The following is a 26,494-nucleotide window of genomic DNA, read 5'->3' on the forward strand; positions in this document are numbered from 1 at the left end:
ACGGCCGGGTCGGCGCGCCTCTAGACTGGACCGGCCCTTACCGAGGGGCACCCGACCGATGGGGACGTCGACGACGCATCGCGCGCGTCGAGCCGCCCCGGGATCGGAGCTTGACCCGGACTCGTGCTTGCCCCGTGCGGGCAGCAGGATCGTCGCCAGCGACGGTCCCAGCGTGCGCCGGATCCATGGCTCACCCCACCGTGAAGTTCCGCCGCCGCGACCGCGCGTCCCGGCGATCTGGCGCTCGCGCCAATTGCAACGCAGAGGGAATCCATGAGCCATCTCGACGCTGTCGACGTCATCGCCCGCGACGTCATCGAACCGCTGTCCATCCGCACCGATCGCGAGGGCCGCTTCCCCCGCGAGGCCATCGATGCGCTGAGCCGCGCGGGGCTGCTGGGGCTGGTCTCCGCGACCGCGGTCGGCGGCCAGGGCGCCGGTCTGCGCGAGGCCGCCGAGGTGGTCGGCCGCATCGCCCGCGACTGCCCGTCCACCGCGATGGTGGTCTGCATGCATTACTCGGCGACCGCCGTGATCGAGGCGCTCGGCACCGAGTCCGTGCGGCGCGACATCGCCGCCGGCAAACACCTGAGCACGCTGGCCTTCTCCGAGGCCGGCTCACGCAGTCACTTCTGGGCACCCGTCGGCACCGCGCGCGGCAGTGGCGCGCAGGTGATGCTGGACGCGCGCAAGAGCTGGGTCACCAGCGCCTTCGAGGCGGACAGCTACGTCTGGTCCAGCCGCCCGCTTGCCGCCGAGGGCGCGAGCACGCTGTGGCTGGTCGACGCCAAGACCCACGGCCTGAGCCAGCCCGGCGGCTTCGACGGCCTGGGCCTGCGCGGCAACGCGTCCACGCCGATCACCGCGGCCGAGGTCTTGATCCCCGCCGACGCGCGGCTGGGCGAGGACGGCAAGGGCTTCGAGACCATGATGGGCGTGGTGCTGCCGTGGTTCAGCGTGCTGAGCGCGGCCTGCTCGGTCGGCCTGATGGAGGGCGCGATCATGCGCGCGGCCGGCCATGTGGGGCAGACGCGGCTGCAGCATCTGGAGAGCGCCCTCGCGGACCTGCCCACCATCCGCGCCTATCTGGCGCGCGGCCGCATCAAGACCGACATGGCCGGCGCGCTGCTGCAGGACACGATCGCGGCGATCGGCGCGGGCCGGCCCGACACCATGCTGCGGGTGCTGGAGGTCAAGGCCGCCGCGGGCGAAACGGCGTTGGAGGTCACCGACATCGCGATGCGCGTGTGCGGCGGCGCGGCCTTCCGCAAGGAGGCCGGCATCGAGCGCCTGTTCCGCGACGCGCGCGCCGCGAGCGTGATGGGGCCGACCTCGGACGTGCTCTACGACTTCATCGGCAAGGCGGTCACCGGCCTGCCGCTGTTCTGAGGAGACGAGATGAGCGTGCGTTCTGAATCGCTGTCTGAGCCGGTGTCTGAGCCGCTGCTGATGGGGGCCGTGGCCTACGCGCCCAAGGTGGTCACGATCTGGGAGGGCTTCAAGGCGTGGTTCGCCGAGCACGGCCTGGCCTTCGACTACCTGCTCTTTTCCAACTACGAGCGCCAGGTCGAGGCGCAATTCGACGGCCGCATCCACGTGGCCTGGAATTCGCCGCTGGCCTGGGAGCGCGCGCGGCGCATCGCCGCCGCGCGCGGTCAATCCGTCGAGGCCATCGCGATGCGCGACACCGACTGCGATCTGCGCTCGGTGATCGTCGTCAAGGAGGACTCGCCCCTGCGCTCGGTCGCGGATCTGCGCGGCCGCACGCTGGGCGTCGGCGCGATCGATTCTCCGCAGGCCACGCTGATTCCACTGGATCATCTGCGGCAGCAGGGCCTGGTCGGCGGCAGGGACTTCCAAGTGCGTCGATTCGACGTGCTGGGCGGCAAGCACGGCGATCACATCGGCGGCGAGCGCGATGCGGCGAAGGCGATGCTCGCCGGCGAGGTCGATGCCTGCTGCCTGATCGACGGCAATCACCTGGCCTTCGGCCTGGACGGCACGCTGCCCGCGGGCGGGACGCGGATCCTCGCGACCACCGGCCTCTTCGATCACTGCAACTTCACCACCAGCCCCGGCGCGCCGCAGGACGCGCTGCGCCGCTTCACCGAGCTGCTGCTCTCCATGCGCTGGGACGATCCGAAGGTGCGCCCGTTGCTGGAGCTCGAAGGCCTGCGTGCGTGGCGGCCCGGCCGCACCAGCGGCTACGCGCTGCTGACGCGCGCGGTGGACGACGAGGCCTTCTATGCCGCCGATGGACGCATCCTCGCCGCCGACTATCGATATTGAGGGGCTGGGCCTCGATCAGGGCGCGCTGCTGCTCTTGCGCCGCGCGCTCGCGGAGGTCGCGCCCGGCGACGAGCTGCGCGTGCGCGGCAGCGCGCCGGCCTGGCAGCTGCATCTGAGCGCATGGTGCCGGCATCAGGGCCACGGGCTGCGCGTGGAGGAACTCGCCGACGGTCGCTGCGAAGCGTGGGTCACTCGCTCGGCCCAGGCGGACGGGCGATGGCGTGACGCGCTGTCCACGGGCCCTGCACTGCTCGCCGACGGTGAGCTGCCGTTGGCGGAAGCGTCGCCCGGCTGGGGGCTCGCGGCGCGGGGCGCGCTCGTCGAGGCGGGCGGTCCCTCGTTCGACTTCACGCTCACACGACGCGACGAGCTGTGGGCCGCGACGGCCGGGGCGCTCTATCGCCAGGCCGCCGCTGCGCAATGGGACCCGGAGCAGGCCATCGCCTGGTCCGATGCGACCGTCGTACCCGACGAGCTCGAGGCCGCGGTCGTGCAGCTCATGACCTATCTGATCGAGAACGAGAACGCCGCGCTGCTCGTGCCCGCGCGGCATCTCGGGCGCATCCATCCCTATTACCGCGAGGTGATGCAGCTGCTCGCGCTGCAATGCGCGGACGAGGCGCGACACGTCGAGGTCTTCACGCGCCGCGCGACGCTGCGGGGTTCAGGCCCGGCGCGATCGAGCGCGGGCGGGCAGGCCTCGTTGAGGACGCTGCTGGAGGCGCACGACTTTTCGCAGGCGACCTTTCTGCTGTCGGTGCTGGGCGAAGGGACCTTCGTCAACCTGCTCAACTTTCTGCATGAACACGCGCCCGATCCGATCACACGCCAGATCGCGCGCCTCACCGCGCGCGACGAAGCGCGCCATGTGGCCTTCGGCATGGCGCATGTGGAGCACCGCGTCGCGATGGAGCCGGGCTATGTCGCGAGCCTGAGGAACGCGATCGAGACACGCTATGACGAGCTCGCCGCGACGACGGGTTTGAATGAGCACGTCTTCGATGCGCTGGTGCTGCTGGCGGCGGGCTCGCTCGCGCCGGCGGACATCGCGCGCGGGCATCAGGCGGTGCAGCGGCTGCAGGCGGAGATGGCGATCGGGCGCAAAGCCAGGCTCACGCGGCTGGGCTTCACGCCTGAAGAGGCGGAGAGGCTGGCGGGGCTGCATACGAGGAACTTCATGTGAGGGCAGAAATCCCCGCACACGACGTCGGGAACAGACATGAAAAAAGCACCTAGCGATTCCTCGCTAAGTGCTTGATTCGTTGGCGGAGAGGGGGGGATTCGAACCCCCGGTACGGGGATACCGTACGCCTGATTTCGAGTCTCGAACAATGTTCAATGCCGACAGTCACTTAGCCCACTTTAGCTTCCGCATCTGCTGCATTCTGCGGCATCTTCTTCAGTCGCGAACCGCATAGACGGAACGACTTTGCGGAAGCGATTTCTGGCTCAAATGCTGTATAAATCCACAGCATGTATTGGCACGTTCGTCGGAAATTCAGCCAGGGCGCCGCCCTCACCCAGACCCTCTTCGCGCAGCAGGACGAGGTGCTCGGGATGCTGTGCATCAGCGAGGAGCGCGACGAGGAAACGCGCCGCCTGACCAGGGTCGCGCGGCTGCGCGAGCATCCGAACTACCCGGACAAGATGCCGCTGCCACTGTTCGAGGCGATCGTGGTGCACGCCGGGCTGGGCGCCTGGACGGTGAGCGGCTTCGAGCGCGAGGGCGAAGGAACGTGCGGACAGCGCTCGTACCTGCAGAGCTGGTTCATGCGGCCGATGCTGGCCCGCGAGGAAGTGGAGCTCGAGGATCGGTACCGGCGCGAGGTGCTCGCCCGGCTACCAGATCACATCAGGCCCGGCTGACGGCGCGCTGATGCCGATAGGTCCACTTCAGGCTGATTGCGGTCCTCCGGACGGCGATTGCCGGCTGACCGCAATCCACACTGAACAGACATTGGCTGTCCCGAGCCCGTTGCCGTAAAGCTGCCGATCAGACAGTGCCCCATACGCTCGAAGGAGACGCCGCTGTGCCACCATTCACTGGATTGCTGCGCTGGGAGGCGGATTGAGGCGTGGGCGCAGCGTCGGCCAGCGCTGCCACACCCTTGGAGTAGCTTTTATGAGAATCATCAATGCGTACTACGGCCCCACCGTGCTCGACTCGATCGAGCGCAAGCTTAGTCAGGGCCGGGGGGATCGATTCGACGTGGGCGTGGGTTATGCGAGAAACCTCACCGGGGAAGTATTCGAGCGATTCGGCAAGGCATTGAAGTCGTGGCTCGAACTTGACCAGGGACGCGAGTTCCGGCTATTCATCGGTGACCACCGTCACCCGATGGACACGCCGGCTCAAAGCAAGGAAAAAATCGAAACTTGCACCCGGGTCGTCGCCGCTCTCAGCAATTACGCGCCCAGTGTCCAGGAGCGAATGGAAGTCGTATTCCTGCCGAGACTCCACGCGAAGTTCTACAGTATGTGGTCGCGTGGTGAACCAAATGATTGCCTCGAATGGGTAATTATTGGTAGCAGTAACCTCACGGACGCTGCGCTTAAAGAGCAAAACATCGAGTTGGATATTTACTTGGAAGCTAAAGATCGGCCGATACAGACCATCCAACAGACCTTGCTGGCCGTTATTGGCTCAGCTTACCGCGACGGAGACTCATGGGGGGAGTTGCACGACAAGATAGACGAGCTTACGGCGAAGACTCGCTGGGAGAACGACAAGTTGAGGTCGGTCGCGGAGTGGGATGCCGAGATGGAGGCTGAGTGTCAGGCCGAGGAGCGACGAGAGGCCGAAAAGCAGGCGCGATTGGATTCCGACCGGCGTCTTGGAATCACTGGTTCAAATTAGACAGACGAGTACGAACGTCGTGCGCCGAAGATATGTGTCCAGCCTTTTCGCAAAGCTGCCGCTAATGAGAGCCCGTTGCTGGCCGACAGCCGCCGCTCCGGGTTGGAAGCTCAACTGTCTGCAATCGCTGCAAAGCAGTCAGCCGCCTTGGCGCGCCAGAAGCTGGTCTGTTGTCTTCGCGTCGGCCTGGTCGAAGAACTGCGCCGGCTGGGGCCTGATCAGCGCCCGGGCGTCGTCGACCGCCCCGGTCAGCCAGGCCGCCCAATCTTCTGGCTCGACGTGAATGACCGCCCGCTTGTCCTGCTTGTCCGCCGGCAGCTTTGGGTCTGGCTTGTGCAGGCGCGCCAGCATCGGGTGGTCGTCGCAGTTGCATGTCAGCATGGTGAAGTTGGGGACGATCTCGCCGGTGTCCTTCTCGGTCCAGTGGTTCCAGATCCCGGCCAGCATCCACGGCAGGCCGTCGGCGCGCTTGAGCTGCCACCACACGTTCTTGCCGGTCTCCCAATTCGGCTCCTGGTACCAGGTCGCCGGGATGAGGCAGCGCCGGCCCTCGTTCCACGCCCCACGGAAGGTCGGCGAGGTGGCGACGGTTTCGCTGCGGGCGTTGTTGGTGCTGCGCGGCCGCGGCGCCGGCGGCTTTTTCCCGGGCATCACCTTGGGCTGCATCATGTCCTTGCGTGCTGGCGCGCCGGGCCGGATCAGACCCCACTGGCCGAACTCTCCAACGGCGCCGCCCTCCCCGTCCGACCGGAGGAACAGCCCGGTGTCGAACGGCCCGACCGTCGGCTTGATGCCGACCGGCGCAGCCTCCGGCAGCCAGAGCTTCCCCAGGTGGCGGCAGACGTAGACCTCGAAGTCGGTCTTCGGCGCCATGTGATAAAGGTTGCACATGGCCTCGATTCTGCGCCCGGCATACGCGTCCGACGCCATAGAGTCAGAGCTCCACTACCTCTATATCAGGGAGAAGCCATGGCCACTACTGTCACCATTCCGGGCGGCGCCAAGATCAAGATCACGAGGGTCGATGGCAGCGAGGAGAAGTACACCCTTCGCGGTACCGACGGCAAAGGCCTCATCCTTGAGGATGAGAACGGCCAGCGGGGGCCCAACGAGATTGGCGTCTACAAGGCGATCTCGGTGGACACGAGCCATCTGCCCTGACTGAAGTCGGCTATGCACGATCGGTAGGCCAGGACCGAAGCAGGCCCTTTCGGTCGTACTGGATGACCTGGACCCCGTACTCGTCACGCAGCTTGCGCGCGATGTCGCGAAAGTCGCGCGGGGTCAGGTCTGTCCCGTCGCGGCGGAGGGTCCCGCGGATGAACGCGCGGCCTCGGTCCAGCAGGTCGACGGTCGCGATTGCGCCATAGGGGATGTGGCCGTCGAAGTCGTCCAGCGTCACGAGCTCGCGCAGGATCAGGCTGGTCACTTCAGCGTGCCACATCGCGTTCCCCTAGGGCATCAGGGCGTCGTAAGTTCGCTCGCAGAGCTGGCCGGCGAGGCGGGCTTGGTCAGCATAGAGGACCACTCGCTCCGCAGCCGCGTCCATCCTGCCGAGCACGTCGGCAAGCAGTCCGGCGGCGGCGCTGGCTGACGGGCAGCTGCCGGCAGCGGCGGCGGATTCTCTGGCGCGATCACCGAGGGAGGTGGCGAGATCCGTGGCGTACCGCTGCAGCTGGCCAGAGCTAGCCCGCAGGCGAGCAGCGTCAGCCTCAGCGGCCACGCGGGCGGTGTGTTCAGCATCGATTGCCTCCTGGCGTTGCTTGTCTCGTTGCGCCGCCACCTTGGCGCGCAGCTCGATCGCCTGGGCGTGATTGCGCTCAGCGTCGGCGCGGTAGGTCGCGAAGTCGGCGGTGACCTTGTCCGTCGCGGCTCGGGCGACAAGGGCCGCGCGCCACTGCACGCCGGCCAGCACCAGGGCTGCCAGCAGCGCCAGCGCCAGGACTGGCGTCAGCAGCCGCTCGATGAGCGCCTTCACGCCGCCCCCAGACACAGGTCGGTCTCGGCTGCCCGGCGGTTGGCCAGGCCCTGCACGAACGTGAAGACCTTCTTGCCGTCGACCATGCGGCTGGTGAAGCTCCAGACGATGGTCCCGTCGTCGCCTCGGCTCAGCCGGCGGCACCCGCGATCCCACTCGCCGCGGTTGAACGCGGCCATGGCGCCGCTGCCGCAAGTGGCCGGCGCGCCGAGGTTCCAGGCGTGGCTGCTGGCGGCGTCGAAGACGCGCTGCGGCGGCAGGATCTTGAAGCAACCGGCCAGCTGGATCTGCACGCGCGCGACGGCCGCGCCTACCTCGGCATCACACTTCGCGCGTGACCACTTCTCGCCCACGATGATCGGCGTCGACGTCACGTGTTTGGTCAGACCCTCGCAGACCGTGGGCAGTCCGCCGGCCAGTTTGTCGGCATAGACCGTGTACTCGCCTGCGCCCTCCCAGTTGCCCAGGAATCCGAGCAGGCCGGCGCCGCCGAGCACCAGCGCGCCGCCCAGGTGCGGGAAGTACTTCAGCTTGCCGTCGCTCATTCGTCGAGCTCCATCGGCTTGCTGACCACGGGCGCCCCGAGCTTGCTCTTCATCCACATCCCGAAGCTGGTCTCCTCCCGCCACCACTTGCGCAGCAGGTACAGGATCTGCAGGACGATGAAGACGCCCGTCAGCACGCCGGTCCAGTTGATCGACACCCACCAGGGCGACGAGAGCACGGTGGCGCCGGCCGCAGGCGCCGCCTTCGCGGCCTCGATGACGATGTCCTTGATCTCAGGTTTCATGTTCTTGGGCCTCCCTCAGGCCTCGTGGAATGCGGCGATCACCGCGTCGATGTCGACCGATCCAGCGACCGAGTGCAGGTACTTCACCTCGATAGCGTCTCCGGTCCGCTGAACCGAGAACACGTTGGCCGCGAATGCACTGCTCGCGGCGTACTGGATGTCGTTGCCCGCGATCACGACCTTGCGCATGTGGCGTCCGGCGACGGAGAACATCGCGACCATCAGCTCGAGGATGTAGATCTGCGATCCGACCGGGAGGCTGTAGATCGGGATCGCCTGGTTCTGAGCGACGCCGCCCAGGCTCTTCGTCACGATGTTCACCGGCTTGGCGACCATCGAAGGCATGTTCCCGTTGGCAAAGATCGGGATCACGGGATAGAGGTTCTGAAGGACCGTGCCACCCGAGTCGTTGACGACGGGGTTCACGCGCAGGTCCATGTCCCACAGCTGCAGGTCAGTCGACCGGTTCTGGATGAACAGCACGACTCCCGCCGCGCCCTTGCGCGTCCAGCCTCGTACTTTGTGGTTCTTGCCGGAGAGCACGGCGTAGCCGGTTGTGTTCTCCATGCAGAAGTTGTAGAGCTCGAAGTCCTCCGCGTTGGCGTCGTTGTTCGAGAAGAACGAGCCGGCGCAATCCTTCAGATGGATGTTGTTGGCCTTGAACCCCTTGACCGGCCCGAAGGTCTGGATCGCGAAGTCGCCCACGCCCTGGATGTAGGCCTCGCGCAGGCGCACGTTCTGGGCGCCCATCGTGTTGCCGGTGTTGCTGACGTAGAAGCCGTTCAGGCCGTTCTTGATCGAGATCCGCGCGATGTCGATGTTGCTCATCGCCACGTCGGGCTGGTCGTTCATGCAGATGACACCGCCGACCTTCGCCGCGTTCTTGGTGTAGGCCTGGACCTCACCAATCAGCAGGTCAGAGCACGGGATACCCGGGGAATAGCGGACCGTCAGGGTCCACGTCACCGTGTCGATGCCGGTGACCCTCCCGATGAAGCCGCTGACGGCCTTCACCGCCACGCCCTGATTCGAGCCGATGCATTCGATCTCGTTGAGGTGCACGTCCTCGCAGAGTTCGGCCAGAAGCGCGTGGTTGCTGCTCGGATCGCCAGCGAAAGAGCAGTTGAAGATCCGCAGCCCCTTCAGTGGTAGGCCGCCGGATCCGACGAAGACACCCACCTCGTGGGACGCATGCCCCTGGGCGTCGACGCCGATGTTCTCCATGGCGAAGCCGCCAAATGCCCCGGTGCAGTTGACGACCCCCTTGATGACCGTCCCGCCCTCGTACTTCTTGGTCGTGTGGTTGAACGTCGGGCGCTTCTCGCCAAGCAGGCGCACGCTGTTGCCCACGTTCACGTCGCCGACCCACTCGCCGGAGGGGATCAGGATCGTGCGGCCCGGGTTCGCCGTGACGCACGCTTGCAGCGAGGCGTAGAGGTAGGGCGTGACAATCTGGTTGACCTGGCCGCCCAGCCCCGTCGTGTTGCTGGGCGAGTTCCCGACCAAGGTCCCGCCGGACGGCGCGCCGAGGTCCGCCGCGGTCAGGCCCTGGATGAGACGGAACTTTGCCGCCTCGAAGGTGCCGCTGGTCGTGAACGGAAGCTGGTCCAGCTTGGGGGCGTAGACGCTGCCGCTGTAGCTCACCGTCTGGTTCGGCTGCGTCATGCTCAGGCCGGACGCGTAAGCCACCGGCGGCAGGTAGCCCAGGCTGGCGAAAAAGGCCTGGGTCTGCTGCAAGGTGTCCGCCTTGATGCCAGCCAGCGTCTTGCGGGTGGATCCAAACCGGTCGACGTAGGTCAGCGCCGTCGAGTTGACGAACTCGTCCGCCTTCTCCGCGTTGAACAGCAGATCCTGAGGGAGCTTGCTGGGGATCGGCGTGGTGCTAGGCGTCGTCATGCATCGAACTCGTAAAGGCGCGCGTCATAGCGGGTGGATGCTATGGAGACGGTCGAGCCATCCGAGTCCGGCCGAGCGGACGTGATCGTGAAGAGTCCAGCCGATTCGATCTCTGCCTCCGACAGCCCTGGGCCGAAGGCATAGCGAGAGCCGCATTGCCGCGTCCGGTCCGCTACGTAGATGCCAGACGGGAGGCTCTCTACGGTCAGTAGGTAGGGGTCGCCGGCAACGGGATAGCACTTCACGGGGAGCGAACTGCGGCCGGAGGCATCGGTGACGATCAGGCGCCCATCCGGCTCGTCCTTCCAGTCCAAGGGCTCACTGGTCCGGATGGTGAGCCCGGAGATGGCCATGACCTCGCCGCCCTGCAGACCGTCGTCACCCGCGAAGTCGTTCGGGTCGATGTACCGCACCAGACTTCCGGGCCCGATGGATCCGGCATCGGCCAGGGCAATGTCGCTGAAGGTCTCGCGCTGGTAGAGCAACCTGCGCACCTCGAGCTGGGCGCGGTTCATGGCTTGGCTGCGCGTCGTGCATCCGGTGAGCTTGATCTTCTGAGGATTCGAGCTCGACGCTTCGATGATCGTCTCGCCTGCGATGGTCAGCCGGATGTAGGACTTCTTGCTCTGGGTCGCCTCATCCACGAACTCGACCTCCACGCCATCGTGAGAATCGGGCATCTGCGCAGAGAAGTTGATCGTCGAGTTGCCGTTGCTGGCCAGATTGCGGTAGTCGAACTGAACGTCCGGCTCCGACTTTGCCTCGTCGCGGCTCACCGTCCACTTCGTTCCATCGCGCCAAACTAGGCACCGCGCATGGTTTGCGATCAGCGCCATGCGCTCGCCGAGGCTCATGTCCGCGTCATCGAGGCTTCCATCGAATCGAAGCAGCGCCGAGTCCTCACCGATGCGGTCGTTGATCTCGGCGAGCATCTCCACGTCGATGCCACTGATGTCGTATCCAGCCAGCGTCCAGACATGAGCCATCGCGCGGGCGAAGTTTCGAGATGTGCTGAGCGTGTCGCTGTCCAGAGCGCGGACCTTGCGCAGCCAGCGGAGATTGAACTTCCGATCGCTGAAGCCCGTAGCCTCGTTCGTCGCCTTCGTCGTCACGCGAATGACCGTCACCCCAGGCAGCGTCTTGGTCGCGTAGTACCGCACCGCATAGAGCTCTTCGAGCTTCGCGACGTCGGTCCCTTGATCGCCGATCTGGTTGGTCTGGCGCGTGAACTCGCATCGGTAGCGACCGGTGCCGGCGGCCGGCGTTACCGTGTTGGTGTAGTACCGAGCGTCGTAGGTGTCTGCGGTGTAGCTATTCGTCTGCGTCTCGCGGGTGCCTGGAACCTCGACCCCGCCCGAGTCAACCTTCCACCACGATGCCTTGATCGCAACGGTGCCCTTTAGCCCGCGCAGGAACACCGTGTTCCAGCGAATGCGGCTGCATTCCACCGGGAGCGTGTACGGGCCGATGGTGGTGTATGTCGTTGCGGTCTGGGGAGTGATCTTGAAGTCGATCAGAGTTCCCGACTGCGCCGAGCTCCACGTCGACGTCGTGAAGATGAACGTCGCATTGCTGCCCGATACGCTGAAGGACGCCACGGCGCAGGTCTGATCGAAGACCGTCGGGCCGCCGCCGTAGGTGAACGTGACGCGCGCAGATCCAGTACCCGCGAGAGCCTTGAGCGGCGCTAGGTTCGATGCATCGGGAATCGTGACGCTCAGCGACGTCGATCCGGCCGCAGCGCTGAACGACCCAACCGGGTTGATCGTCACGGCCCCGCTGGGATAGACGATCTCCTGTCCGTTCACCTCGTCGCTAGCGAAGGTCTCGAACACGTCCCGCAGTGTCGTGGAGCGCCGCTCCGGATAGCCGGCACCAGCGTCGGGCGGAAACACCTCGTAGCTCGCGCCAACAATGTCCGTGATGGGCGTCTCGGCGTACTGGACCGCGCTGATCACGCCCTCGCCGCGCGAGACACACAACCACTCGGTGACGTACTTGATGTGGTTGATGTACTCGATGGTGCTGGGCTGAATCAGGTCCGGCCAGACCCGGCGGAAGCCGTAGACATCGGGTATCGCCTGATAGGCCCGCGCGACGTTTGACTGCGCCGTCAGCGAGTTGTTGGGGCTATCCTTGCCGGCGCCAGCCACGCTCGGGGGCTTGGGGATGAGGGCCACCGAGACGATGAGTGCTGCGACGGCCGCAGCGACAAGGACCGTCAGCGGGTCGAATCCCTCCGGCCGGCGGCACACCCGCACCTGATCGGCCACGGTCGGCAATCGCTCCATGCGGTCGTCGGTCGCCGGATCAACGCGCTCGGCGTTGATGTAAACCTCGCAGGATGCCCCGCTGTCCAAGTGCCGGGCGATGTTCTCTTGGATGGAGACGCTGTAGTCCCAGCGATAGTTCGCGGCCCCGGTCGCGCCAGACGGGTCGTTGTAGATGCTCAGCATGGGGAGTACCGGTAGAACTTCGCCTCGCCATAGACACGTTGCAGCGCGGACAAGCGCGTGACGCGCACAGCCCCGGGCTTGCCTTCTCCCCCCTCGGCGTGGAGGACGCGGCGGGCGTCTAGGAGGATTCCGCAGTGCGTTGGCGCACCATCACGCCACGCCATCCAGACCGTTGCGCCCGCCTCCGGCTCGCATTCGCGCCACTGCGGCAGCGAATGGAATCCGGCCTCGATGTCCATCTGCGGCACCGGGCCCACCTCCACCCCGAGAACCTCACGGAACCAGAGCACCACACATCCGAAGCAGTCCATCCCCCGCCAGTCGGATCGCCACTTCACCCATGGCACGCCGACAGCGCGGTTCACGAAGTCGACAGGGGTCATCAGGGCTTGCACCCGAAGGGATGCTAGGGAGTGCCCTACAAGATCTCGAGGCCTGTGAAGACCGCGGGGTCGTAGATCGGCCCGACATCGCGCCGCATCGGGTTGTCGATGGTCGCCGTCACCTGCACCTGGTCGTTCGAGAACGCAATGCCATTCGACTCGGCAACAAACAGGCTCCACGTCACCTGAGGCGCATCAGTGTCGGCAAGGTAGACCTCATAGGTGACGGCGATGGAGGTCAAGGCCAGGGAGCCTGCGATGCGCCGCATCTGCCGCTTGAACTCGCGACCGGCCTTCTCGCGTGAGAAGGCAATCGTGAGCTTGGGCTGCGCGTCGCTCTTTTTGTCCGGCGCCTTGATCGTCATGCCGGCCGGCGTGAAGACGTTGCCTCCCAACGTCACCGGCTGATACTGGTTTGCCACCAGACGAATCGGTGCATCGAAGGCTGGATGCTCGAAGGTGATCGCATGGAACGTGGGCAGCGGGCTCTTCGTAGCCCAGTAGGTGCGGCGGTCCATCAGTCGAGCGGCATCGCCTGGTTGACCGTTTCGTCCAGGTAGCCCGCCCACACGCTCCAGCCTGGCAGCCCGATGATCAAATCTACCGCGTCCTTGAAGCCGTCCGGGATCAGCTGGGCGCGGGCCATGATCTTCGCCGTGTAGCGGAACAGCGGGCCGTCCTCGGTGGCCGGTACCAGCGAGTCGGGCAGGAAGCTGCACACATGGTCCAGCAAGCCGAACTCCGTGCGGATCGGCATGACGAAGTCGTCAATCCAGTAGTTGAGCTTCTGAGTGCCCCAGAGCTGGAACGCCACGGCCTCATCGGGGCCGAACACGAAGGTCACATCCCAGAAGACGGGAACGTCTGTCCCGGTCTCCTGCTTGTACCCCGGTCCGCGCCGGGGATCGGCCATCGAGAACTTGGCCGGCTGACTGCGGCTCTTGCCCGCGCGCAGGAGCGACGGAATGGTGAACGGAAAGGCCTCAGGCATGGGGGTCATGCTAGGAAGCCGACCCGTTACAGTCGCCTTACAACAACTCGGGAGGACCTATGCTCCGTCGTATCGCCGCCGCGGCTGCGGCATTTTCGCTTGTCGGCTGCGCGACTCAGTCGTCTTTCTATCGGCCCCAGATCTCAGCTGTGAACGAGCCTGCCATCGACGCCGAGGTTACGGTTCCGGTCGGCGAGCGAATGCTCACTCAAGGTATGTTCGTGCGGCAGGACGGCTTCAGTCTCCTCGCCTCGTTCAAGCCCTCGTGGGCTTACACCCTATCGGTCGGTGACTACGTCAAGACTGGCGACGGCGATCTTGGTGAGTTCTTCATGCCGAAGTTCAATTCGACCGGAGGCGGATCGGTGGAGAAGGCACTCCTCGCGGATCCATGGAAGGCCTTGCTATTGAGGAAGGACGGCCAATTGTGCGTGGTGACCGTCTTCTCGGCATACACCTGCGATTCCAATCCTCCGCTGGTCCGGAAGACCTTCAACACAGTCACAGAGCAATCGTTCCAGCAGACGTTGATCTACAGCGGTCGCGTCGGAAACAAGATCAACATCGGCTATCGCGAGTTCACCTCCGACATGGCTCGAATGGCGTTCAACAACAACGTCGAGTACGACCTGACCGAATCCACCACGATCGGCTACAGAGGCGCTGAGATCGAGGTGATCGAGGCCACGAACCGGTCCATCAAGTACAAGGTCAAGCGGTACTTCTCAGCGGTTCGCTAACCTCCTACAGGCGACCGGTGACGTTGGTGCTGCCTCGCATGGCGGTCCACACTGGACCGCTGTTGCTGGCGATCTGGCCGGCGACTTCAGCCACCGCGATCTGCACCACGCGGCCAGTTTCGTCGACCTGGGCCGATACCTGCGCCGTCGGGTGGCTGTTGTTCACCACAACCTGCAGGTTGATCTGGCCGCTGCCGATTTCGTCGTTTGGAGTCACCTTTCCGCGCTGCCCTGGCAGCATGTACTGATTGCCGTTGGCTGCGGTGAACATCTCCGGTCCCTTCTCGCCTACGCGATAGAGCGACGAAGCCTCAACTCCGCCGCCGTACATCCGCGCCCCTGCCACTGGCGCCGCGGCGATTGCCGGCGTGCCCAACGCTCCAGCAGCTGCCGCGGCAGCGGCGGCGGCGGCCGGCGCCAGCGCTGGGCCGATGATGGGGATCGCCGCCGTCGCCATGAATGCGTTCTGCGCTGCCAGCGCCGTCGTGGCTCCGACCTGAGCCGTGACCGCCGTGGTGTAGAGCGCCGCGTTTGCCGCCTTCGTCGCCATCTGCGCCTTCTCGGCAGCTTGGCCGATGAGCGCATTCTTGATGGTCTGAACGCCAAGCTGCACGAGTGCCCCGACGCCTTCATTCAGGACCGTGTTCGCCAGGCCGCGAATCGCGTCCGTCGCTGACATGGTTCCAGTCAGCAGGCCCGTGATTGCACTCGTCGCCGAACCTTCCAGGATGTTGAGCGAGTCGATCAGCGTCTTGTTGGCCAGCCCCTGATTCGCGAACTCGGTCTCCGCAATGGCCTGGCGCTGCTGCTGGAACTGAGTGAACAACTCAGTCCGCTTCTGCTCCACGAGCGCGGCACCGTCGATGCCCGCCTGAGCCATCTGCTGCTCGTAGTACTCAACGATTGCCAGCTTCTGCTCGTACTCCCGAGTCAGGGACGCCAAGGGGTTGACGCTGAGCACCTGTTGACGGATCGCGTTCTGGGCGTCGATCGATACGCGTTCCTTCTCCGCCGTCGCACGCGCGTGGCTGATCAGCTCAGCCTTCTCCGCAGCTTCGATGCGTCGAATGTTCTCCTGGCGCAAGAGGTCGATCTTCGTCAGCTCATCGGTGGCAGCGGCGATTCTGTTATCGGCCGAGATCTGACTGAGCTGCTCTTCGATCTGATCACGCTCCTTCTGGGCCTTGAGCGACGCTACCGCCTTCTGTTGCTCCGCCTGCGTGTAGTTGATGACTCCGAGCTTGGCCAGCGCCGAGGACCGGCGATAAGCCTCGACCTCAATCATGTTGATCTGCTCTTCGCGATCGGTGGTCGTGGCGATGTTGAACTCGGCCAAATCCTGCGAGGTCTTCTCCTCGACCATCGCGCGCTCGCGGGCGTACTTCTTCTGGATCTCGACCCGACCTAGCGCGTAGGTGCGCGCGTTGGCCGCGTCTTCGATCATCCGCTTGTGGTTGTCAGCGAGCTCCGCCTTCTCCTGGGCGTTGATCTGGTCCATGGCCGTCGCGTTGGCGGCGACCAGGTTCTGGTAGTAGGCCTGCGCCTCATCTGCCTTCTGGCCGACGCCGTAGGACTTGCGGATCGCAGCGACGCGCTCTTCGATCTTGACCTGATCCAGCCCCGCGGCCTTGCCGAGCTCGCGCGCCTGCGCGATCTCCTGCTCCATGCGCTTGCGCTTCTCCAAGAACTGCTCGCCGCCCTTGTCGAACTCCGCCAGCGCCTTGATCTGCGCGGCCTGACGCGCCTGATCATTGGCGGCGTCCTTCTGGTGGGTCCGGCTCTTCTCCTGCAGCGCGAGCTGCTCCTTGAGCGCGTCGATCTGCTCTTGCATGGCCGCGGCCTGCTTCGCCCGGTCGGCTTGGGTGTAGCCGAAGGCGCCGCGCGAGCTCTGGAACTTCTCAAGGCCAGCTTGTGCTGCTGCGAGCTTCTTCTCCAGGCTCTGCGGGTCGTTCCGGCCGACGTCTAGGATGCCATCCCAGGCGGCCTTCGCCGTGTTGGCGACCGCCTTCCACGCGCGCTCCAACAGTCCCAGGTTCTCGATGATCTGCGGCGTGCGGCCGAGGATCGCGGACGCATAGGCCTCCTGGGCGACCTTGGCTGCCTCCACGGTCTTGCCCTGGTCGGTGAGCGCCTTGATCTGCTGGTACAGGCTGGCGGTGAGGAAGTTGACGCTCTCGTTCAGCTTCAGCGACGCGTTGAGTGGGTCCTTCCCGAGCTCACGGAAGGCCTTGGCGGTGTCGGCAACTGCCGGGCCGCCAGCCTGCTCCAGGCGAAGTGCTGCCTCCGTGATGCGCTGCAGCGACTCGCCGCCGCGCACGCCAGCCGTGACGAACTCATTCAGCGCATCAGCCGCGGCGCCCTGCGTCACACCATCGATGCTCCCGCTCAAGGCCTTGGCCATCGAGTTCAGGCGTTCGATGGTCTCGCCGGTCTGGTTGCCGGTGAGGGTCAGGCTCTTGCGGAACTCCTCACTCTCCTGGCGTCCCTTGACGAAGCCAACGATCAGTAGGCCGACAGCTGCGGCGGCAGCGGTGAACGGCGTCACCAGCCCGGCGACGTAGCCGCCGAGTGCGCGCACCGCGGGCCCGACGCCACCGAACATGTCCTTGAGCTGTCCGCCCTGCTGCATCAGCACGGTGAACGGCGATTGTCCCGTGGACAGGCCGGTCACGATGTCGGTGACCTGGGCGGGGATGTTGCGCTCTGCGGCCTTGCGAGCCTTGTCGGACATGCCGCCGGGAGCGGCCGACGGTGCTGGGGCGGGTGCCGGCGCAGGCGCGGGGACCTTCGGCGCGGTCGCCTGCTCCTTCTTGCGCTTCTTCGTGGCTTCGGCCGCAGCCTCCTCCGCCTTGGCCATGTCCTTGGCGGCGTCGGTCTGCTTCTTCGTGGCGGTCGTGTTCTGGCCGGACGAGCGCGCCGCAGAGCTCGACGCGTCCGCCGCGCCGCGCGTGGCCGTGGTGAGGCGGTCGGTCGCCGCCGCGGCGTCACCGGTTGCGCGCCCCTGCTGCTTGGTCGCTTCGACCAGCTGCTTGATGTTGGCCGACAGCTCCAGGACCGCAGACGTCACGGCGGTGAAGGCCGACTCCATCTTGTCGACGGACTTGTCGACGTCCTTCTGGGCTGCGACGAGGCCAGCGGTGTCCGCCGTGACCTCGTAGTAAATCTCACCGACCTTGGTTGCCACGCTTTTCCTCCAGCGCGCGGATCCGCTCGCGGTACTCCTCGCGGGTTGGCACCTCGCGAGCCTTCTCCTTCGCCTGCGGATACTTCATCTCGAACATGGTCTGGAACTCGGTCATGCTCAGCGCTTCAGCATCTGCGCTCGAAAGCCCGAAGTGCACACGCGCCGCGGCGATGTACTCCGTTGCATCGAAGGTCTGCGAGAACTGGCCACCGCCGGCAGATGCGCCAGGGCGCGCCTTGCCGCAGATCCCGTGCTGCATCAGATGCCGCGCGATGACGATCTGCTGCGCCGGAGGCATCAGGCCCGATTCCCAAAGGCCGGGCCGCACCTGGCAACCGATCAGCGGGAACGGGTCATCCTGATCGCACAGACAAGCCAGGACATAGGCCGCTTCTTGCGCGGCCTTGGGCCCGTGGAGTCCGGCGTATAGGGCCACGATCTCATGGGGTGTCCCCAGCGAAGCGATGCGACCCAGCGAGGGGGTGAAGGTCCACTCCCTCCCCTCGCTCTCTCCGACTCTGACGAAGCCGGACTCGACCAGCATCAGAGGTTGAAGAGCTGGGCGGTCAGGCCAGCGGCGCCGGTCAGGTGGACGACACCCTTGCAGTACGCGTCCACGGTCGACAGGACGACCGCGACGCTCGCGCCGACTCCCACGGGGATGGAGAGACCCGCCGATACGTCGATGGGGGAGCCCAGTCCCGGCACCGTCACCGTGGTACCGCCGTCTCCGTCGATCTTCACGGTCAGCGCGCCGGCCGTCGTGTTGCGGAACACCAGCAGCTGCTTGCGCGAACGGTCAATGGTGATGGTGTCGTCCGCCGTCAGCGTCGAGATCGCTGCAGCGAAAGCGCCGTTCTGCTTGGCGTTGATGGAAGCAATGGCAGCCATGCGCTACTCCTTAGGGGGTGGGCGGGGTGTAGACGACGGCGCCGTTCGACATGGCAGTCATGCTCCAAGTCGCGGCGTCGGCGTAGGGGCTGTCGTCGTTCCACTCGGAGACGATGAACGGACCCTGGTACTGCGCGCCGTTGGGGTAGATGACCTGCATCCACACCTTCGGCTGGTTGGCCGTTCCGGCACCCGGGCTGATGACGTGCGCCTTGAACTCTTCCTGGTTGAAGATGTCGTCGTCGTAGGTGACGCCATCACCGGAGAATTCGCTGGACTTGAACGTGACCAGGTTGGTCTTGGTGAAGTCCGGAGACTGGTCCGCCGTGGTGTCCACGGTGTCCCAGCTGGTCTTCATGCTCTTGCCGCGCATCATGCCCAGACGCTTGAACGTCAGGCTCGTGGGGTTGGCACTCTCATCGCCAATCGCGAAATTGACGATGACGTCGCGCCCGGTATAGGTACCCATGTCGGTAGTCCTTCAGGTGGTGATCGTGGAAATCGGGATCTCGAGCATGGGTCGGTCGTCCGTCGTGAACTTCGGGCCGATCGGCTCGCTCGCCTGGATGAGCACCAGGCTTCCGCTGCTCGCGCGCGTCGCCTCGACAATCCCATCCGCAGCGTCCGATGCTATGGAGAGGGCTTCGCCCTTCGCTCCCACCAGTAGGATGGTGAACAGCGGGCGCCGAACCAGCTCGGCAGGCAGGCCGCCGATTGGCAGGATCACCGCGTATCGGTCGGCGACGTTCCCGTCGGTCCATCGCCCGAACTGGATGCGCCAGCCGGGCAGAAGTGGCGTGATGAACTCACGCAGCGCGTCGGCGGCGTTCATGCTTTCAATGCTCCGGTGATGACCTTCTCGATGTTCTCGGCCGCAGCCTCGAATCCCTTCTTGAGGAATTCCTTCTCGGCGGTGGCGCGGCGGAAAGTCTGCTTGTGATCAGGGTCGTGGACCGGAAGCGCATAGGCCGCCGTGTACCCCACGGTCCCGACGATCCGGCCCTCCGCATCCTTGGTGACGTGCCGGTACTGCGAATTCAGCAGCGTCCCGGTGTCGATGGGCGTGAAGACGCTGGCCTCGGATCCGCCGAGGATGAGCGCCTGCGTGATCGCACGCGCCGCAGCGTGCTCGCGGTCGGTGATGAACTTGTCCAGGTCGTTCGTGACCTTGGGCTTCCTGATCTTGGGTCCGCTGGTCGCCATAGTCAGGTGTAGACGGTGAAGTCGTCCGCTTTGCCTTCGAACACGTCCTGATCGCGCGAGACGACGCGCACCTCGGCGGCGCCGGCCGCGATCGGGTCGGACTGGCCCGAGTGGTCGCCGATGAGGACCATGTCCTGCTGCTTGATGTCGTCCCGCTCGGTGTAGAGCACCTGCTTGGTGATGAACTCGATGCCCTTGGCGTCGGTCATGCGGTCGGCCTTGGAGGCGTATCCGCAGGCGAAGGTGCTGGGCGGCCCGTACTGGGCAACGCCACCCCAGTCAGCACGATCGATGAACGGCCAAACAGTGGCGGTGGCGGTGTAGGCCCAGCGGGCGACAGAGGACATGCCGCCGCATGCTAGGGAGCGGATCAGACCCCGGTGAGGGTCGCGCGCAGGAACAGGTCGCCGCCGGATGGGCGCGGGTAGTTGGAGATCACGCGGCCCGAGGTGTCGGGGCCGAACGGCTCTTCGCACGCGTAGCCTTGGGTCGCCGGCCGGGTCGCCAAGTCCGTCTCGCGCCACAGCTCGCGCCAGCTGTAGCCGGTGTCGGTCACGAGGATGACCGGCTCGTAGCCGTCGCTCTGGGAGTTGTAGCCGATGAAGATGGGCATGGAGTCGTCAGCGCTCCACGCAGAGCGGAAGGTGCCCTCGACGTGGTTGGGCGCGTAGATCGAAGGCCCGAACATCTGGCCGCCCAGCACCCGGTATCCCGCCTTGCTGAAGACGGTGATGCCCAGGTTCTTCATCGCGTCCCCGCCGAACATCACGCCCCACTTCGTCGCGCGCACGGGCGTGTACTGGGCGACCTGGCCGGGGTAGTACGGCTCGGCGTCCATGAAGGTCCAGGTGAGCCCCTTGTCGTCGGAGTACATGACCTGGGTCTTGCCGGTACCCGTGGGGCTCGTGATCGCGTAGCCGGCGCCCGTGTTGTCGCCGAAGGTGGCCCAGATGCGACCCCAGTCCGGGTCATAGGTGACGCCGTGCCAGTGCAGGCCCGGCCCGTACTTGTAGTCCGGGGAAAGGTAGAGGTCGTAGCGCACGTTCCAGGTGTCGCCGAAGTCGGTGGACACGTAGAGCCGGCGCGCTTTGTCCAGCGCCGCCGCGGTGATCACCCCGCCCGTCACGGTGTAGGTCACGGCTGCGCCCGAACCGTCGCCCGTGATGTTGAACGAGAAGGTCCCGCTGGTGGGGTTGTGGCCGGTGCCGCCGTTGAGCACGCCCACGCGACGCACCGCGCCGATCGCCGGATCGAGGTTCACGCGGATGTCGGCGCCAGAACCGCTCTGCGGCGTCAGGGTGATGGTCGTGTAGCCGCTGCCCGGCGTCGTGACCGTGATGCCGGTGTTTTGCGTCTGCCCGCCGCACTCGGCGATGACGATGGTCCCGTCGGGGCCCATGCACTGGTCGTTGAACGACCGCGGGTATCCGGCGAGACCGCCCTGGAACTGGAGCACCTGCGTCCACGTCGCGGTCAAGGGGTTGGTCGCCCACCCAATGCTCTTGTAGATGTAGTTCTGCGTCCCGTTGAGCCCGCTCGACGTGGAGATCAGCACCTCACCGTCCGGGCGCTCCATCATGCCGTTGACGTTGTAGTTCGCGGCCGGCAGCGCGGTCGTCTGGACGTCGGTCCAGTTCGCGCCGCCATCTGTGGAGCGCGTGACGATGTTCCGCGCGCTGCTGCCGCCCACGCGCGTGCCGTAGAAGGTCGTGCGCGCACGATTCAGGCCAAGGACGCGCTGGCCGCCGGCCGAGGCGATGGCGATGTTGGTGAGCGCGAAGCGGGGTGCGGACGGAGAGGTGAGAGCGCGAAGCGGCATGTCAGATCCTCGGAGAGGTCAGTTCGATCTCGGCCAGGCAGGACTGCCCGTTGGTCTGGGAGCGGATCCAGACCTGGTGGTCGACGTCGCCCTCGTAGAACTCTTGGTTGGGAGGAATCGCGTTCCACACCGTCGGCGCCGAGTTGTTGTTGTTGTTGTTCGTGGTGAAGCCGTACTCGAGGAAGTTGGCCGCCTCCTTGTTGCGCACGATCAGAAGGGTGCGAGGACTGGCTCGATGAACCGCACGGCAGGTCACTGCCTGATCGAACACCCGGATCTGCTGCACCAGGGCCATCTCGGTCGGGGCGACCGGAGCGCCGACGGCGGTGTAGGCGCCGCCGACCTTCATCTGGACCCCGGACTTGACGGCGTAGGCGCCGTTCTCCTTCACGCTGGCCGGCATGGTTCAGCCCTGGATGTAGACGGTGCCGTCTGGGCGGCCGTCGTTGTTCGTCGGGGCGCTGGCGCTGGTCACGACCTCGCGCATGTCGCGCGGCAGCAGCTGGACGTCCAGCGGGCCGCTCACGGCGGTGACGATCACCACGGTGGTCGTCGCATAGGGCCCGTAGTCCTGCGACGTCGCGGTGATCGTCGTGGCGGCAGCGGCTCCGACCTTCACGGAGGCGGAGCCCTCGCAGATCACGCGCAGCACGCGGCCGGGAGGGACAGCCTGCTTCGTTCGGTAGCCTTTGGCGAGGAGGGACATGGGGACTCCAGGGTCAGCAGACGACCATGAACATGGTGTTTGTGGAGGGGTCCGGGCCGACGATCTCGGCGACGGTGCCCGCGGTGTCGAGCGCGGCGAGTTCGCGGCGCATGAGGGTCAGCGCGTTGTCCAGGTTCTTGAACGACCGGGAGGCGCTGTTGGGCGCGGTCTGTGACTGGATCCGGCGCGCGCCGCCCGCGCTGGCCACGATGGCGACCGCCATGCTCTGCACCAGCACCTGCTTCGTGGCGCTGTAGCCGGCGGCCTGCATTGCGGGTTCAGCGGCGGCCACTTCGGCGACCGCCGCGTCCACGATGAACGACGGCACGCCGACGCCCAGCGCCTCATCCAGGTACTGGGTCGCCTGCGCGCTCGTGATCACTTCGCCTCGCCCTTCTTCTCGGCGATCTTCTCGGCCAGCTTGGCGTCGCCGATGTTCGGGTGGAACTGGATGCCCAGCTCCCGAGCCTCGGTCTCCAGCTTGGCGCGAGCTTCCAGCTGCGCGCGCTCGGCGTCGGCCTGCTTGGTGACGTCGTCGCCACCGGTCGAGCCGGCGGACAGCTTCGCCTGCAGATCGGCCACCAACTGGTCGCTGGCCGCGAGCCGGTCGCGCAGCTGGACGTTCTCCTGTGCCAGCAGGTCGGCGGCGCGTTCGACCTCCTCGATGCGGCGCTGGGCACTCTCGCGGAGTGCCTCGAACGCCTCTTCGATCTGCTGGCGCTGGCTGCCGTTGATCTCCGGCAGCGTCAGGTGATCGCCGGGAACGGCCACCACATGATCGGCTTGAGCGTCCTCGCCAGCCGGCTCGCACTTGCCCACCGCCCAGGCCGGCACGGAGCCCGCCTCGAAGTGGACGACCTGCCCGACCACGGCCCCGGAGGGCCAGGGCGCTTTCAGTTGAGTGATGCGCGCCTTCATGGTCACTTGCTCCAGTGGGCGATCTGGCTGTTGCCGTTGTAGTCCGACTTGAACTGCGTGGCAGCCGAGGCCATGGCGCCGATGACGTAGTCGTCCTCGGGGTTGTGGCGGGCCTTCGGGCGGGTCGTCAGCGGCATGCCGTTGAGCACCTTGCCCCAGTTGCGGCTGTTCAGGTTGGCGATGCCGATCATCTCGTTCGCCGGGACGCGCGCGGCCGGGATGAACTCGGCCACCGAGGACAGCTCCTGCAGGCGCTGGAGGATGGTCTTCGGGTAGTTCGCGACGTAGTCGGTCGAGTCGGCGTAGACCCAGTCCGAGTAGTTCAGGAAGATCGAGACCTTGCCGTAGGCGTTGTCGCCGATCAGCGCGAAGATCATCGCCTTCACCGCGGCCATCCAGTTGGCACCGGTGGCGCCGTTCAGGTCGAAGGTGTGGTTGCCGGTGTTGCGCTGCGGGAAGTTGCGCAGACCGTAGATGGTCGCGCCGCCCACGACGATGTTGCCCAGGCCGTTCAGGGCCATGTCTTCCAGCTTCTCGGCGACCTTGCGCTGGTGGTTGGAGACGGTCTCGGCCACGAGGTCGAAGCCGCCGCCCTTGCGCAGCACTTCCATCTGGCGCCAGCCGAACTCGGCCTGGCTGTCGAAGATGGGGACCGGGGTGCCCTCGTACTTGACGATGGCCTGGTCGGCGTTGCCCTTGCGGCGGCCGTCCATCGACACGTTCACCTCGCCCGAGTCGCTGACCTTCGGGAAGTAGGAGACCAGGTCGCCCATGGACACGGGCGTCTGGCTGGCGGCCGACAGGCGGTTGAACACGACCAGCTCGTCGCGCTGGATGCGCGCGCCGTCCTCGTCGATGCGACGCCACGCGTCCAGGGGGATCTGCGCTGCGTTGCCCGCGAGTTCGTCGCCAGCGGAATTGGCGGCGAAGCCGGCGGCTTCGGCGATGCGCGTCTGCGTGGCGTTGAAGGCCCGACGCGCGCGAATGACCGCTTCCTGCTGGTTCTGATTGAAGATGAGCATCGGTCCCTCCTTAGGGCTTGGTGTAGAAGTTGACGATCGTCACGTCGATCAGATCGCCCGCGGCCTTCGCGCCCGCCGACTTGGCGACCGCCACGACGACGTTGCCGGTGGCGGCGGCGACCAGACGACCGGCGGCGCCGACGGTCAGCTCCTGACCGTAGGTGTAGGTCGCGGCGGCGACGGCAGCCTGGAAGCGATCGTTCGGGTTGATCTCGTAGGCCAGCCCCGTGTCGCCGGAGGCGTAAGCAACCTTCAGCGGGTCGGTGCTGTCCAGCGCACCGAGGCTGTAGTAGTCGCGGTCGGCCAGCAGCAGCAGGTTCGGACCGAAGGCCGTCGCCTGCGTCAGCGAGGACGCGCCCTCCACCACGAAGGTGCCGGGCAGGTACGCACCAGCGACGGTCTTGTCGCTGACGCTGCGGGGTTGGCGCTCGACGTGGCCACGGTAGATGCGGTTCGGCATTACTTCTGCTCCTTGTTGACGGCGTTCAGGTCGTAGCCCTTGAACTCGTCTTCGACGCCGGTCTTGCCGCCGGCCGGCGTGACCGGTGCAGCGGTCTTGTTGGCCTTCAGTTCACGGCAGCGGGCCAGGCCCATCGCCTTGAAGTCCTCGGGCTTGAGCGAGGTGTTCGCGGCCAGCTCGGTCGCGATGGTGGTGAGCTCGGCGTCGGCGGCGGCGTTGATGGCCAGCTCGTGCTCGGCGATCTTGGCGTTCGCGGCGGTAAGCTGGGTCTTGGCCGTGTTCAGCGCGTCCAGGTGCGGCTTCGCCTGCAGGGCGTTGTAGGCCGCCAGCAGTTCGTCGTCGGTCATCGCCGCGACGCCGCTGATGCCGGCTGCATTGAGCGCGGCGATGATGATGGGCTTCACTGGGTCTTCTCCACTGTTGGTGGCGGGTTGGTAATCGACCCGGCGAACCACTTCGACCGGGTTGCTGGTCCATGCTACGGAGCCCTCCGAAGAGACCGAGTAGTCCTGCTTGAAGAGCTTCCCTTCGCGGTCGCGCCAGACGGCGTAGCGCTCGAACACCTCCTGCAACCAGCCGCCTTCCGGAAGCAGCGCATAGAGGCCTTGGCTGATCTGGTCGAAGCTCACATCCGACGTGCCATTGCCGATGAGGCGGCGGATCGTCGCGCGCAGTCCGGCGAGGACACCCTCATCACGGCGGTCGACCGGGTCGGCGTTGATCGTCACGACCTCCACCGGCTCTTCCTCGCCTTGGGCGTTCAGGAACATGCCGACGCCCTCCTCCGGGGTCCCGGCGGGCCGTTCGTTCAGGAGGATCGCCACATGGTCGAAGCGCATGTTCGTGGCGATGGAGTCATACTCCTTGCCGAGGCTCTTGCCCTGCGCGTTGACCTCCTCCAGGAACAGGCCGGAACTCACGCCGATGGGATCCGTGTTGGTCCCGGCGATGGCGGAGTCGAGTCGCTCGACGACCGCGCGCCCTTCGGGCATCGCCATGGCTTGATCGCTGTTCAGGACGATGTCCACCATCGCCCGGCCGCCTTCATATCGGCTGTTCTGGCAGTAGGCGCCGATCCATGCCGCGGCAAGCGCCTCGCCGTTCGTGGCGCTGATGTGGCGTCCCTTGCGGTCCTTTGGGTGCCCTGCCGGCGCCGGCTTGCCTTCCAGACCCTTGGCCGACTTCTCCAGTTCCTTGCCCGGGTAGAGGCGACGGTTGAGCACGATCCCATCGATCGCATGGACGACGTCCCGGATCGTGTAGATGTTCCCGCTCTTGGACACGTTGGCCGAGTTGACGGCCGTGACGATGTTGATGCGACGCTTGCTCATGCGGGCGCATGCTAGGAAGCCCAAAGAGAAAGGGCCCCGGCGTTGCGCGCGGGGCCCTGCAGGTCGCAGCAGCTAGACCGTCAGCCGGCGGCCGGCGTGAAGTCCACGTAGAACTTCTGGCCCGGCGAGAACTTGCCGTGCAGCGCGGGATTGGTGATCAGGATCTCGCAGTTCGCCGAGGGCGACCACTTCGCGAAGGTGTTGTCCTCGTCCAGCCCATCATCCGGGTAACCGCCGGACTTGCTCACGGCGCTGAACTTCACCCGCTCAGCGGACTCGAACCGCTCCACGCTGCCGACCACGAACTTCGCTCGCATGGCGGTGGCGACTTCCTCGCTCACCTGCTCCACCGCCGGCTGCACGGTGCCGCCCAGCACCGCCGAAGCGGCCACGGCAGCCATGCCCAGCTCGGCCGGCCCGACGCCCGCCAGCGCAATGTGCACGTTCGGGTCCACCGGGGCCGGGCCCGCCACCGCCATCGCGGCGGCACCGAAGGCCAGGGCCGCAACCAGAATCATCGAGATCGATCGTTTCATCAGAGAGTCCTCATCGACTGCCGCGCCTCCGGCGATCCCCTGGG

At 66.0% G+C, this 26,494-nt stretch carries 33 protein-coding genes; 7 read left to right on the forward strand and 26 right to left on the reverse strand.

Features of this window, described 5'->3' with window-relative positions:
- Positions 1-273: 273 nt before the first annotated feature.
- From ABDW59_RS20625 to ABDW59_RS20645, 5 genes are all read left to right on the forward strand, one after another.
- Positions 274-1,389, forward strand: a complete 1,116-nt coding sequence (locus ABDW59_RS20625) for an acyl-CoA dehydrogenase family protein (protein WP_343632617.1) — start codon at positions 274-276, stop codon at positions 1,387-1,389.
- A gap of 9 nt (positions 1,390-1,398) precedes the next feature.
- A complete protein-coding gene (locus ABDW59_RS20630; RefSeq protein WP_343632619.1) occupies positions 1,399-2,289 on the forward strand; it encodes a PhnD/SsuA/transferrin family substrate-binding protein in 891 nt (296 codons plus the stop codon).
- Positions 2,255-3,472: a ferritin-like domain-containing protein gene (locus ABDW59_RS20635; RefSeq protein WP_343632621.1), complete on the forward strand. Its 1,218-nt coding sequence runs from the start codon at positions 2,255-2,257 to the stop codon at positions 3,470-3,472. The genes ABDW59_RS20630 and ABDW59_RS20635 overlap by 35 nt, the downstream gene beginning before the upstream one ends.
- A gap of 290 nt (positions 3,473-3,762) precedes the next feature.
- A complete protein-coding gene (locus tag ABDW59_RS20640; protein ID WP_343632623.1) occupies positions 3,763-4,155 on the forward strand; it encodes a hypothetical protein in 393 nt (130 codons plus the stop codon).
- Between the two features lie 256 nt (positions 4,156-4,411).
- Positions 4,412-5,146, forward strand: a complete 735-nt coding sequence (locus tag ABDW59_RS20645) for a hypothetical protein (protein ID WP_343632625.1) — start codon at positions 4,412-4,414, stop codon at positions 5,144-5,146.
- Positions 5,147-5,284: 138 nt separating this feature from the next.
- On the opposite strand, the gene ABDW59_RS20650 is transcribed toward ABDW59_RS20645, so the two are convergent.
- Positions 5,285-6,076 (reverse strand): SOS response-associated peptidase family protein, encoded by a 792-nt coding sequence (locus tag ABDW59_RS20650; RefSeq protein ID WP_343632627.1) that lies wholly within the window; start codon positions 6,074-6,076, stop codon positions 5,285-5,287.
- Between the two features lie 39 nt (positions 6,077-6,115).
- Here ABDW59_RS20650 and ABDW59_RS20655 point away from each other — a divergent pair, with 39 nt between their 5' ends.
- A complete protein-coding gene (locus ABDW59_RS20655) occupies positions 6,116-6,307 on the forward strand; it encodes a hypothetical protein (RefSeq protein WP_343632629.1) in 192 nt (63 codons plus the stop codon).
- A 10-nt stretch (positions 6,308-6,317) separates the two neighbouring features.
- Here the strand turns inward: ABDW59_RS20655 and ABDW59_RS20660 are convergent, their stop codons facing one another.
- The 9 genes from ABDW59_RS20660 to ABDW59_RS20700 are packed head-to-tail and all read right to left on the reverse strand — an operon-like array spanning position 6,318 to position 13,640.
- Positions 6,318-6,590, reverse strand: a complete 273-nt coding sequence (locus ABDW59_RS20660) for a hypothetical protein (RefSeq protein ID WP_343632631.1) — start codon at positions 6,588-6,590, stop codon at positions 6,318-6,320.
- Positions 6,591-6,599: 9 nt separating this feature from the next.
- Complete coding sequence (locus ABDW59_RS20665; RefSeq protein ID WP_343632633.1) at positions 6,600-7,124, reverse strand: DUF2514 family protein; 525 nt, start codon at positions 7,122-7,124, stop codon at positions 6,600-6,602.
- Positions 7,121-7,669: a lysozyme gene (locus ABDW59_RS20670; RefSeq protein ID WP_343632635.1), complete on the reverse strand. Its 549-nt coding sequence runs from the start codon at positions 7,667-7,669 to the stop codon at positions 7,121-7,123. The genes ABDW59_RS20665 and ABDW59_RS20670 overlap by 4 nt, the downstream gene beginning before the upstream one ends.
- A complete protein-coding gene (locus tag ABDW59_RS20675; protein ID WP_343632637.1) occupies positions 7,666-7,914 on the reverse strand; it encodes a hypothetical protein in 249 nt (82 codons plus the stop codon). Before ABDW59_RS20675 ends, ABDW59_RS20670 begins: the two co-directional genes overlap by 4 nt.
- 15 nt (positions 7,915-7,929) lie before the next feature.
- The gene (locus ABDW59_RS20680) at positions 7,930-9,810 is read right to left on the reverse strand and encodes a hypothetical protein (protein WP_343632639.1); all 1,881 of its coding nucleotides are present in this window, start codon (positions 9,808-9,810) and stop codon (positions 7,930-7,932) included.
- Entirely contained in the window at positions 9,807-12,266 is a 2,460-nt protein-coding gene (locus ABDW59_RS20685) for a host specificity factor TipJ family phage tail protein (RefSeq protein WP_343632641.1), read from the reverse strand. Before ABDW59_RS20685 ends, ABDW59_RS20680 begins: the two co-directional genes overlap by 4 nt.
- Positions 12,260-12,661, reverse strand: a complete 402-nt coding sequence (locus ABDW59_RS20690; protein WP_343632643.1) for an NlpC/P60 family protein — start codon at positions 12,659-12,661, stop codon at positions 12,260-12,262. Before ABDW59_RS20690 ends, ABDW59_RS20685 begins: the two co-directional genes overlap by 7 nt.
- A gap of 23 nt (positions 12,662-12,684) precedes the next feature.
- Entirely contained in the window at positions 12,685-13,167 is a 483-nt protein-coding gene (locus tag ABDW59_RS20695; RefSeq protein ID WP_343632646.1) for a DUF1833 family protein, read from the reverse strand.
- The gene (locus tag ABDW59_RS20700) at positions 13,167-13,640 is read right to left on the reverse strand and encodes a hypothetical protein (RefSeq protein WP_343632648.1); all 474 of its coding nucleotides are present in this window, start codon (positions 13,638-13,640) and stop codon (positions 13,167-13,169) included. The genes ABDW59_RS20695 and ABDW59_RS20700 overlap by 1 nt, the downstream gene beginning before the upstream one ends.
- A 59-nt stretch (positions 13,641-13,699) precedes the next feature.
- Here ABDW59_RS20700 and ABDW59_RS20705 point away from each other — a divergent pair, with 59 nt between their 5' ends.
- A complete protein-coding gene (locus ABDW59_RS20705; protein ID WP_343632650.1) occupies positions 13,700-14,380 on the forward strand; it encodes a hypothetical protein in 681 nt (226 codons plus the stop codon).
- 4 nt (positions 14,381-14,384) lie between these two features.
- On the opposite strand, the gene ABDW59_RS20710 is transcribed toward ABDW59_RS20705, so the two are convergent.
- The 16 genes from ABDW59_RS20710 to ABDW59_RS20785 form a co-directional block, all read right to left on the reverse strand.
- A complete protein-coding gene (locus ABDW59_RS20710; protein ID WP_343632652.1) occupies positions 14,385-17,564 on the reverse strand; it encodes a phage tail length tape measure family protein in 3,180 nt (1,059 codons plus the stop codon).
- On the reverse strand, positions 17,545-18,108 hold the full coding sequence (locus tag ABDW59_RS20715; RefSeq protein ID WP_343632654.1) for a DUF6246 family protein: 564 nt from the start codon (positions 18,106-18,108) through the stop codon (positions 17,545-17,547). Before ABDW59_RS20715 ends, ABDW59_RS20710 begins: the two co-directional genes overlap by 20 nt.
- Complete coding sequence (locus tag ABDW59_RS20720; RefSeq protein ID WP_343632656.1) at positions 18,108-18,455, reverse strand: hypothetical protein; 348 nt, start codon at positions 18,453-18,455, stop codon at positions 18,108-18,110. Before ABDW59_RS20720 ends, ABDW59_RS20715 begins: the two co-directional genes overlap by 1 nt.
- 10 nt (positions 18,456-18,465) lie before the next feature.
- A complete protein-coding gene (locus ABDW59_RS20725) occupies positions 18,466-18,924 on the reverse strand; it encodes a phage tail tube protein (protein ID WP_343632658.1) in 459 nt (152 codons plus the stop codon).
- A gap of 12 nt (positions 18,925-18,936) precedes the next feature.
- The gene (locus ABDW59_RS20730; protein ID WP_343632660.1) at positions 18,937-19,287 is read right to left on the reverse strand and encodes a hypothetical protein; all 351 of its coding nucleotides are present in this window, start codon (positions 19,285-19,287) and stop codon (positions 18,937-18,939) included.
- Positions 19,284-19,658: a hypothetical protein gene (locus ABDW59_RS20735; RefSeq protein ID WP_343632662.1), complete on the reverse strand. Its 375-nt coding sequence runs from the start codon at positions 19,656-19,658 to the stop codon at positions 19,284-19,286. Before ABDW59_RS20735 ends, ABDW59_RS20730 begins: the two co-directional genes overlap by 4 nt.
- A gap of 2 nt (positions 19,659-19,660) precedes the next feature.
- Positions 19,661-20,005: a hypothetical protein gene (locus ABDW59_RS20740; RefSeq protein ID WP_343632663.1), complete on the reverse strand. Its 345-nt coding sequence runs from the start codon at positions 20,003-20,005 to the stop codon at positions 19,661-19,663.
- 23 nt (positions 20,006-20,028) lie between these two features.
- Positions 20,029-21,477 carry a hypothetical protein gene (locus ABDW59_RS20745; protein WP_343632665.1) on the reverse strand — a complete coding sequence of 483 codons (1,449 nt, stop codon included), beginning with the start codon at positions 21,475-21,477 and terminating at the stop codon, positions 20,029-20,031.
- Between the two features lies 1 nt (position 21,478).
- Entirely contained in the window at positions 21,479-21,880 is a 402-nt protein-coding gene (locus ABDW59_RS20750; RefSeq protein ID WP_343632667.1) for a hypothetical protein, read from the reverse strand.
- Positions 21,881-21,883: 3 nt separating this feature from the next.
- Positions 21,884-22,183, reverse strand: coding sequence for a hypothetical protein (locus ABDW59_RS20755; RefSeq protein WP_343632669.1), 300 nt, complete (start codon positions 22,181-22,183; stop codon positions 21,884-21,886).
- Between the two features lie 13 nt (positions 22,184-22,196).
- Positions 22,197-22,565 carry a hypothetical protein gene (locus ABDW59_RS20760; protein WP_343632671.1) on the reverse strand — a complete coding sequence of 123 codons (369 nt, stop codon included), beginning with the start codon at positions 22,563-22,565 and terminating at the stop codon, positions 22,197-22,199.
- Positions 22,562-23,101 (reverse strand): hypothetical protein, encoded by a 540-nt coding sequence (locus tag ABDW59_RS20765; protein ID WP_343632673.1) that lies wholly within the window; start codon positions 23,099-23,101, stop codon positions 22,562-22,564. Before ABDW59_RS20765 ends, ABDW59_RS20760 begins: the two co-directional genes overlap by 4 nt.
- 2 nt (positions 23,102-23,103) lie before the next feature.
- Complete coding sequence (locus ABDW59_RS20770; protein WP_343632675.1) at positions 23,104-24,123, reverse strand: major capsid protein; 1,020 nt, start codon at positions 24,121-24,123, stop codon at positions 23,104-23,106.
- 10 nt (positions 24,124-24,133) lie between these two features.
- Positions 24,134-24,583, reverse strand: coding sequence for a hypothetical protein (locus ABDW59_RS20775; protein ID WP_343632678.1), 450 nt, complete (start codon positions 24,581-24,583; stop codon positions 24,134-24,136).
- Positions 24,583-25,914 carry a hypothetical protein gene (locus ABDW59_RS20780; protein WP_343632680.1) on the reverse strand — a complete coding sequence of 444 codons (1,332 nt, stop codon included), beginning with the start codon at positions 25,912-25,914 and terminating at the stop codon, positions 24,583-24,585. Before ABDW59_RS20780 ends, ABDW59_RS20775 begins: the two co-directional genes overlap by 1 nt.
- Positions 25,915-25,994: 80 nt before the next feature.
- The gene (locus tag ABDW59_RS20785) at positions 25,995-26,450 is read right to left on the reverse strand and encodes a hypothetical protein (RefSeq protein WP_343632682.1); all 456 of its coding nucleotides are present in this window, start codon (positions 26,448-26,450) and stop codon (positions 25,995-25,997) included.
- Positions 26,451-26,494: the final 44 nt, after the last annotated feature.

It is taken from the genome of Roseateles sp. (genome assembly GCF_039595295.1).
Taxonomy (GTDB): Bacteria; Pseudomonadota; Gammaproteobacteria; order Burkholderiales; family Burkholderiaceae_C; genus Roseateles.

Coding starts and splice junctions, on each gene's coding strand:
- ABDW59_RS20685 (WP_343632641.1), bottom strand. CDS start 12,266: ATGCTGAGCATCTACAACGACCCGTCTGGCGCGACCGGGGCCGCGAAC.
- ABDW59_RS20775 (WP_343632678.1), bottom strand. CDS start 24,583: ATGCCGAACCGCATCTACCGTGGCCACGTCGAGCGCCAACCCCGCAGC.
- ABDW59_RS20780 (WP_343632680.1), bottom strand. CDS start 25,914: ATGAGCAAGCGTCGCATCAACATCGTCACGGCCGTCAACTCGGCCAAC.
- ABDW59_RS20735 (WP_343632662.1), bottom strand. CDS start 19,658: ATGGCGACCAGCGGACCCAAGATCAGGAAGCCCAAGGTCACGAACGAC.
- ABDW59_RS20720 (WP_343632656.1), bottom strand. CDS start 18,455: ATGGCTGCCATTGCTTCCATCAACGCCAAGCAGAACGGCGCTTTCGCT.
- ABDW59_RS20645 (WP_343632625.1), top strand. CDS start 4,412: ATGAGAATCATCAATGCGTACTACGGCCCCACCGTGCTCGACTCGATC.
- ABDW59_RS20745 (WP_343632665.1), bottom strand. CDS start 21,477: ATGCCGCTTCGCGCTCTCACCTCTCCGTCCGCACCCCGCTTCGCGCTC.
- ABDW59_RS20675 (WP_343632637.1), bottom strand. CDS start 7,914: ATGAAACCTGAGATCAAGGACATCGTCATCGAGGCCGCGAAGGCGGCG.
- ABDW59_RS20785 (WP_343632682.1), bottom strand. CDS start 26,450: ATGAAACGATCGATCTCGATGATTCTGGTTGCGGCCCTGGCCTTCGGT.
- ABDW59_RS20750 (WP_343632667.1), bottom strand. CDS start 21,880: ATGCCGGCCAGCGTGAAGGAGAACGGCGCCTACGCCGTCAAGTCCGGG.
- ABDW59_RS20660 (WP_343632631.1), bottom strand. CDS start 6,590: ATGTGGCACGCTGAAGTGACCAGCCTGATCCTGCGCGAGCTCGTGACG.
- ABDW59_RS20650 (WP_343632627.1), bottom strand. CDS start 6,076: ATGGCGTCGGACGCGTATGCCGGGCGCAGAATCGAGGCCATGTGCAAC.
- ABDW59_RS20655 (WP_343632629.1), top strand. CDS start 6,116: ATGGCCACTACTGTCACCATTCCGGGCGGCGCCAAGATCAAGATCACG.
- ABDW59_RS20765 (WP_343632673.1), bottom strand. CDS start 23,101: ATGAAGGCGCGCATCACTCAACTGAAAGCGCCCTGGCCCTCCGGGGCC.
- ABDW59_RS20640 (WP_343632623.1), top strand. CDS start 3,763: ATGTATTGGCACGTTCGTCGGAAATTCAGCCAGGGCGCCGCCCTCACC.
- ABDW59_RS20715 (WP_343632654.1), bottom strand. CDS start 18,108: ATGCTGGTCGAGTCCGGCTTCGTCAGAGTCGGAGAGAGCGAGGGGAGG.
- ABDW59_RS20770 (WP_343632675.1), bottom strand. CDS start 24,123: ATGCTCATCTTCAATCAGAACCAGCAGGAAGCGGTCATTCGCGCGCGT.
- ABDW59_RS20755 (WP_343632669.1), bottom strand. CDS start 22,183: ATGTCCCTCCTCGCCAAAGGCTACCGAACGAAGCAGGCTGTCCCTCCC.
- ABDW59_RS20725 (WP_343632658.1), bottom strand. CDS start 18,924: ATGGGTACCTATACCGGGCGCGACGTCATCGTCAATTTCGCGATTGGC.
- ABDW59_RS20630 (WP_343632619.1), top strand. CDS start 1,399: ATGAGCGTGCGTTCTGAATCGCTGTCTGAGCCGGTGTCTGAGCCGCTG.
- ABDW59_RS20730 (WP_343632660.1), bottom strand. CDS start 19,287: ATGAACGCCGCCGACGCGCTGCGTGAGTTCATCACGCCACTTCTGCCC.
- ABDW59_RS20705 (WP_343632650.1), top strand. CDS start 13,700: ATGCTCCGTCGTATCGCCGCCGCGGCTGCGGCATTTTCGCTTGTCGGC.
- ABDW59_RS20700 (WP_343632648.1), bottom strand. CDS start 13,640: ATGCCTGAGGCCTTTCCGTTCACCATTCCGTCGCTCCTGCGCGCGGGC.
- ABDW59_RS20695 (WP_343632646.1), bottom strand. CDS start 13,167: ATGGACCGCCGCACCTACTGGGCTACGAAGAGCCCGCTGCCCACGTTC.
- ABDW59_RS20625 (WP_343632617.1), top strand. CDS start 274: ATGAGCCATCTCGACGCTGTCGACGTCATCGCCCGCGACGTCATCGAA.
- ABDW59_RS20680 (WP_343632639.1), bottom strand. CDS start 9,810: ATGACGACGCCTAGCACCACGCCGATCCCCAGCAAGCTCCCTCAGGAT.
- ABDW59_RS20635 (WP_343632621.1), top strand. CDS start 2,255: ATGGACGCATCCTCGCCGCCGACTATCGATATTGAGGGGCTGGGCCTC.
- ABDW59_RS20740 (WP_343632663.1), bottom strand. CDS start 20,005: ATGTCCTCTGTCGCCCGCTGGGCCTACACCGCCACCGCCACTGTTTGG.
- ABDW59_RS20670 (WP_343632635.1), bottom strand. CDS start 7,669: ATGAGCGACGGCAAGCTGAAGTACTTCCCGCACCTGGGCGGCGCGCTG.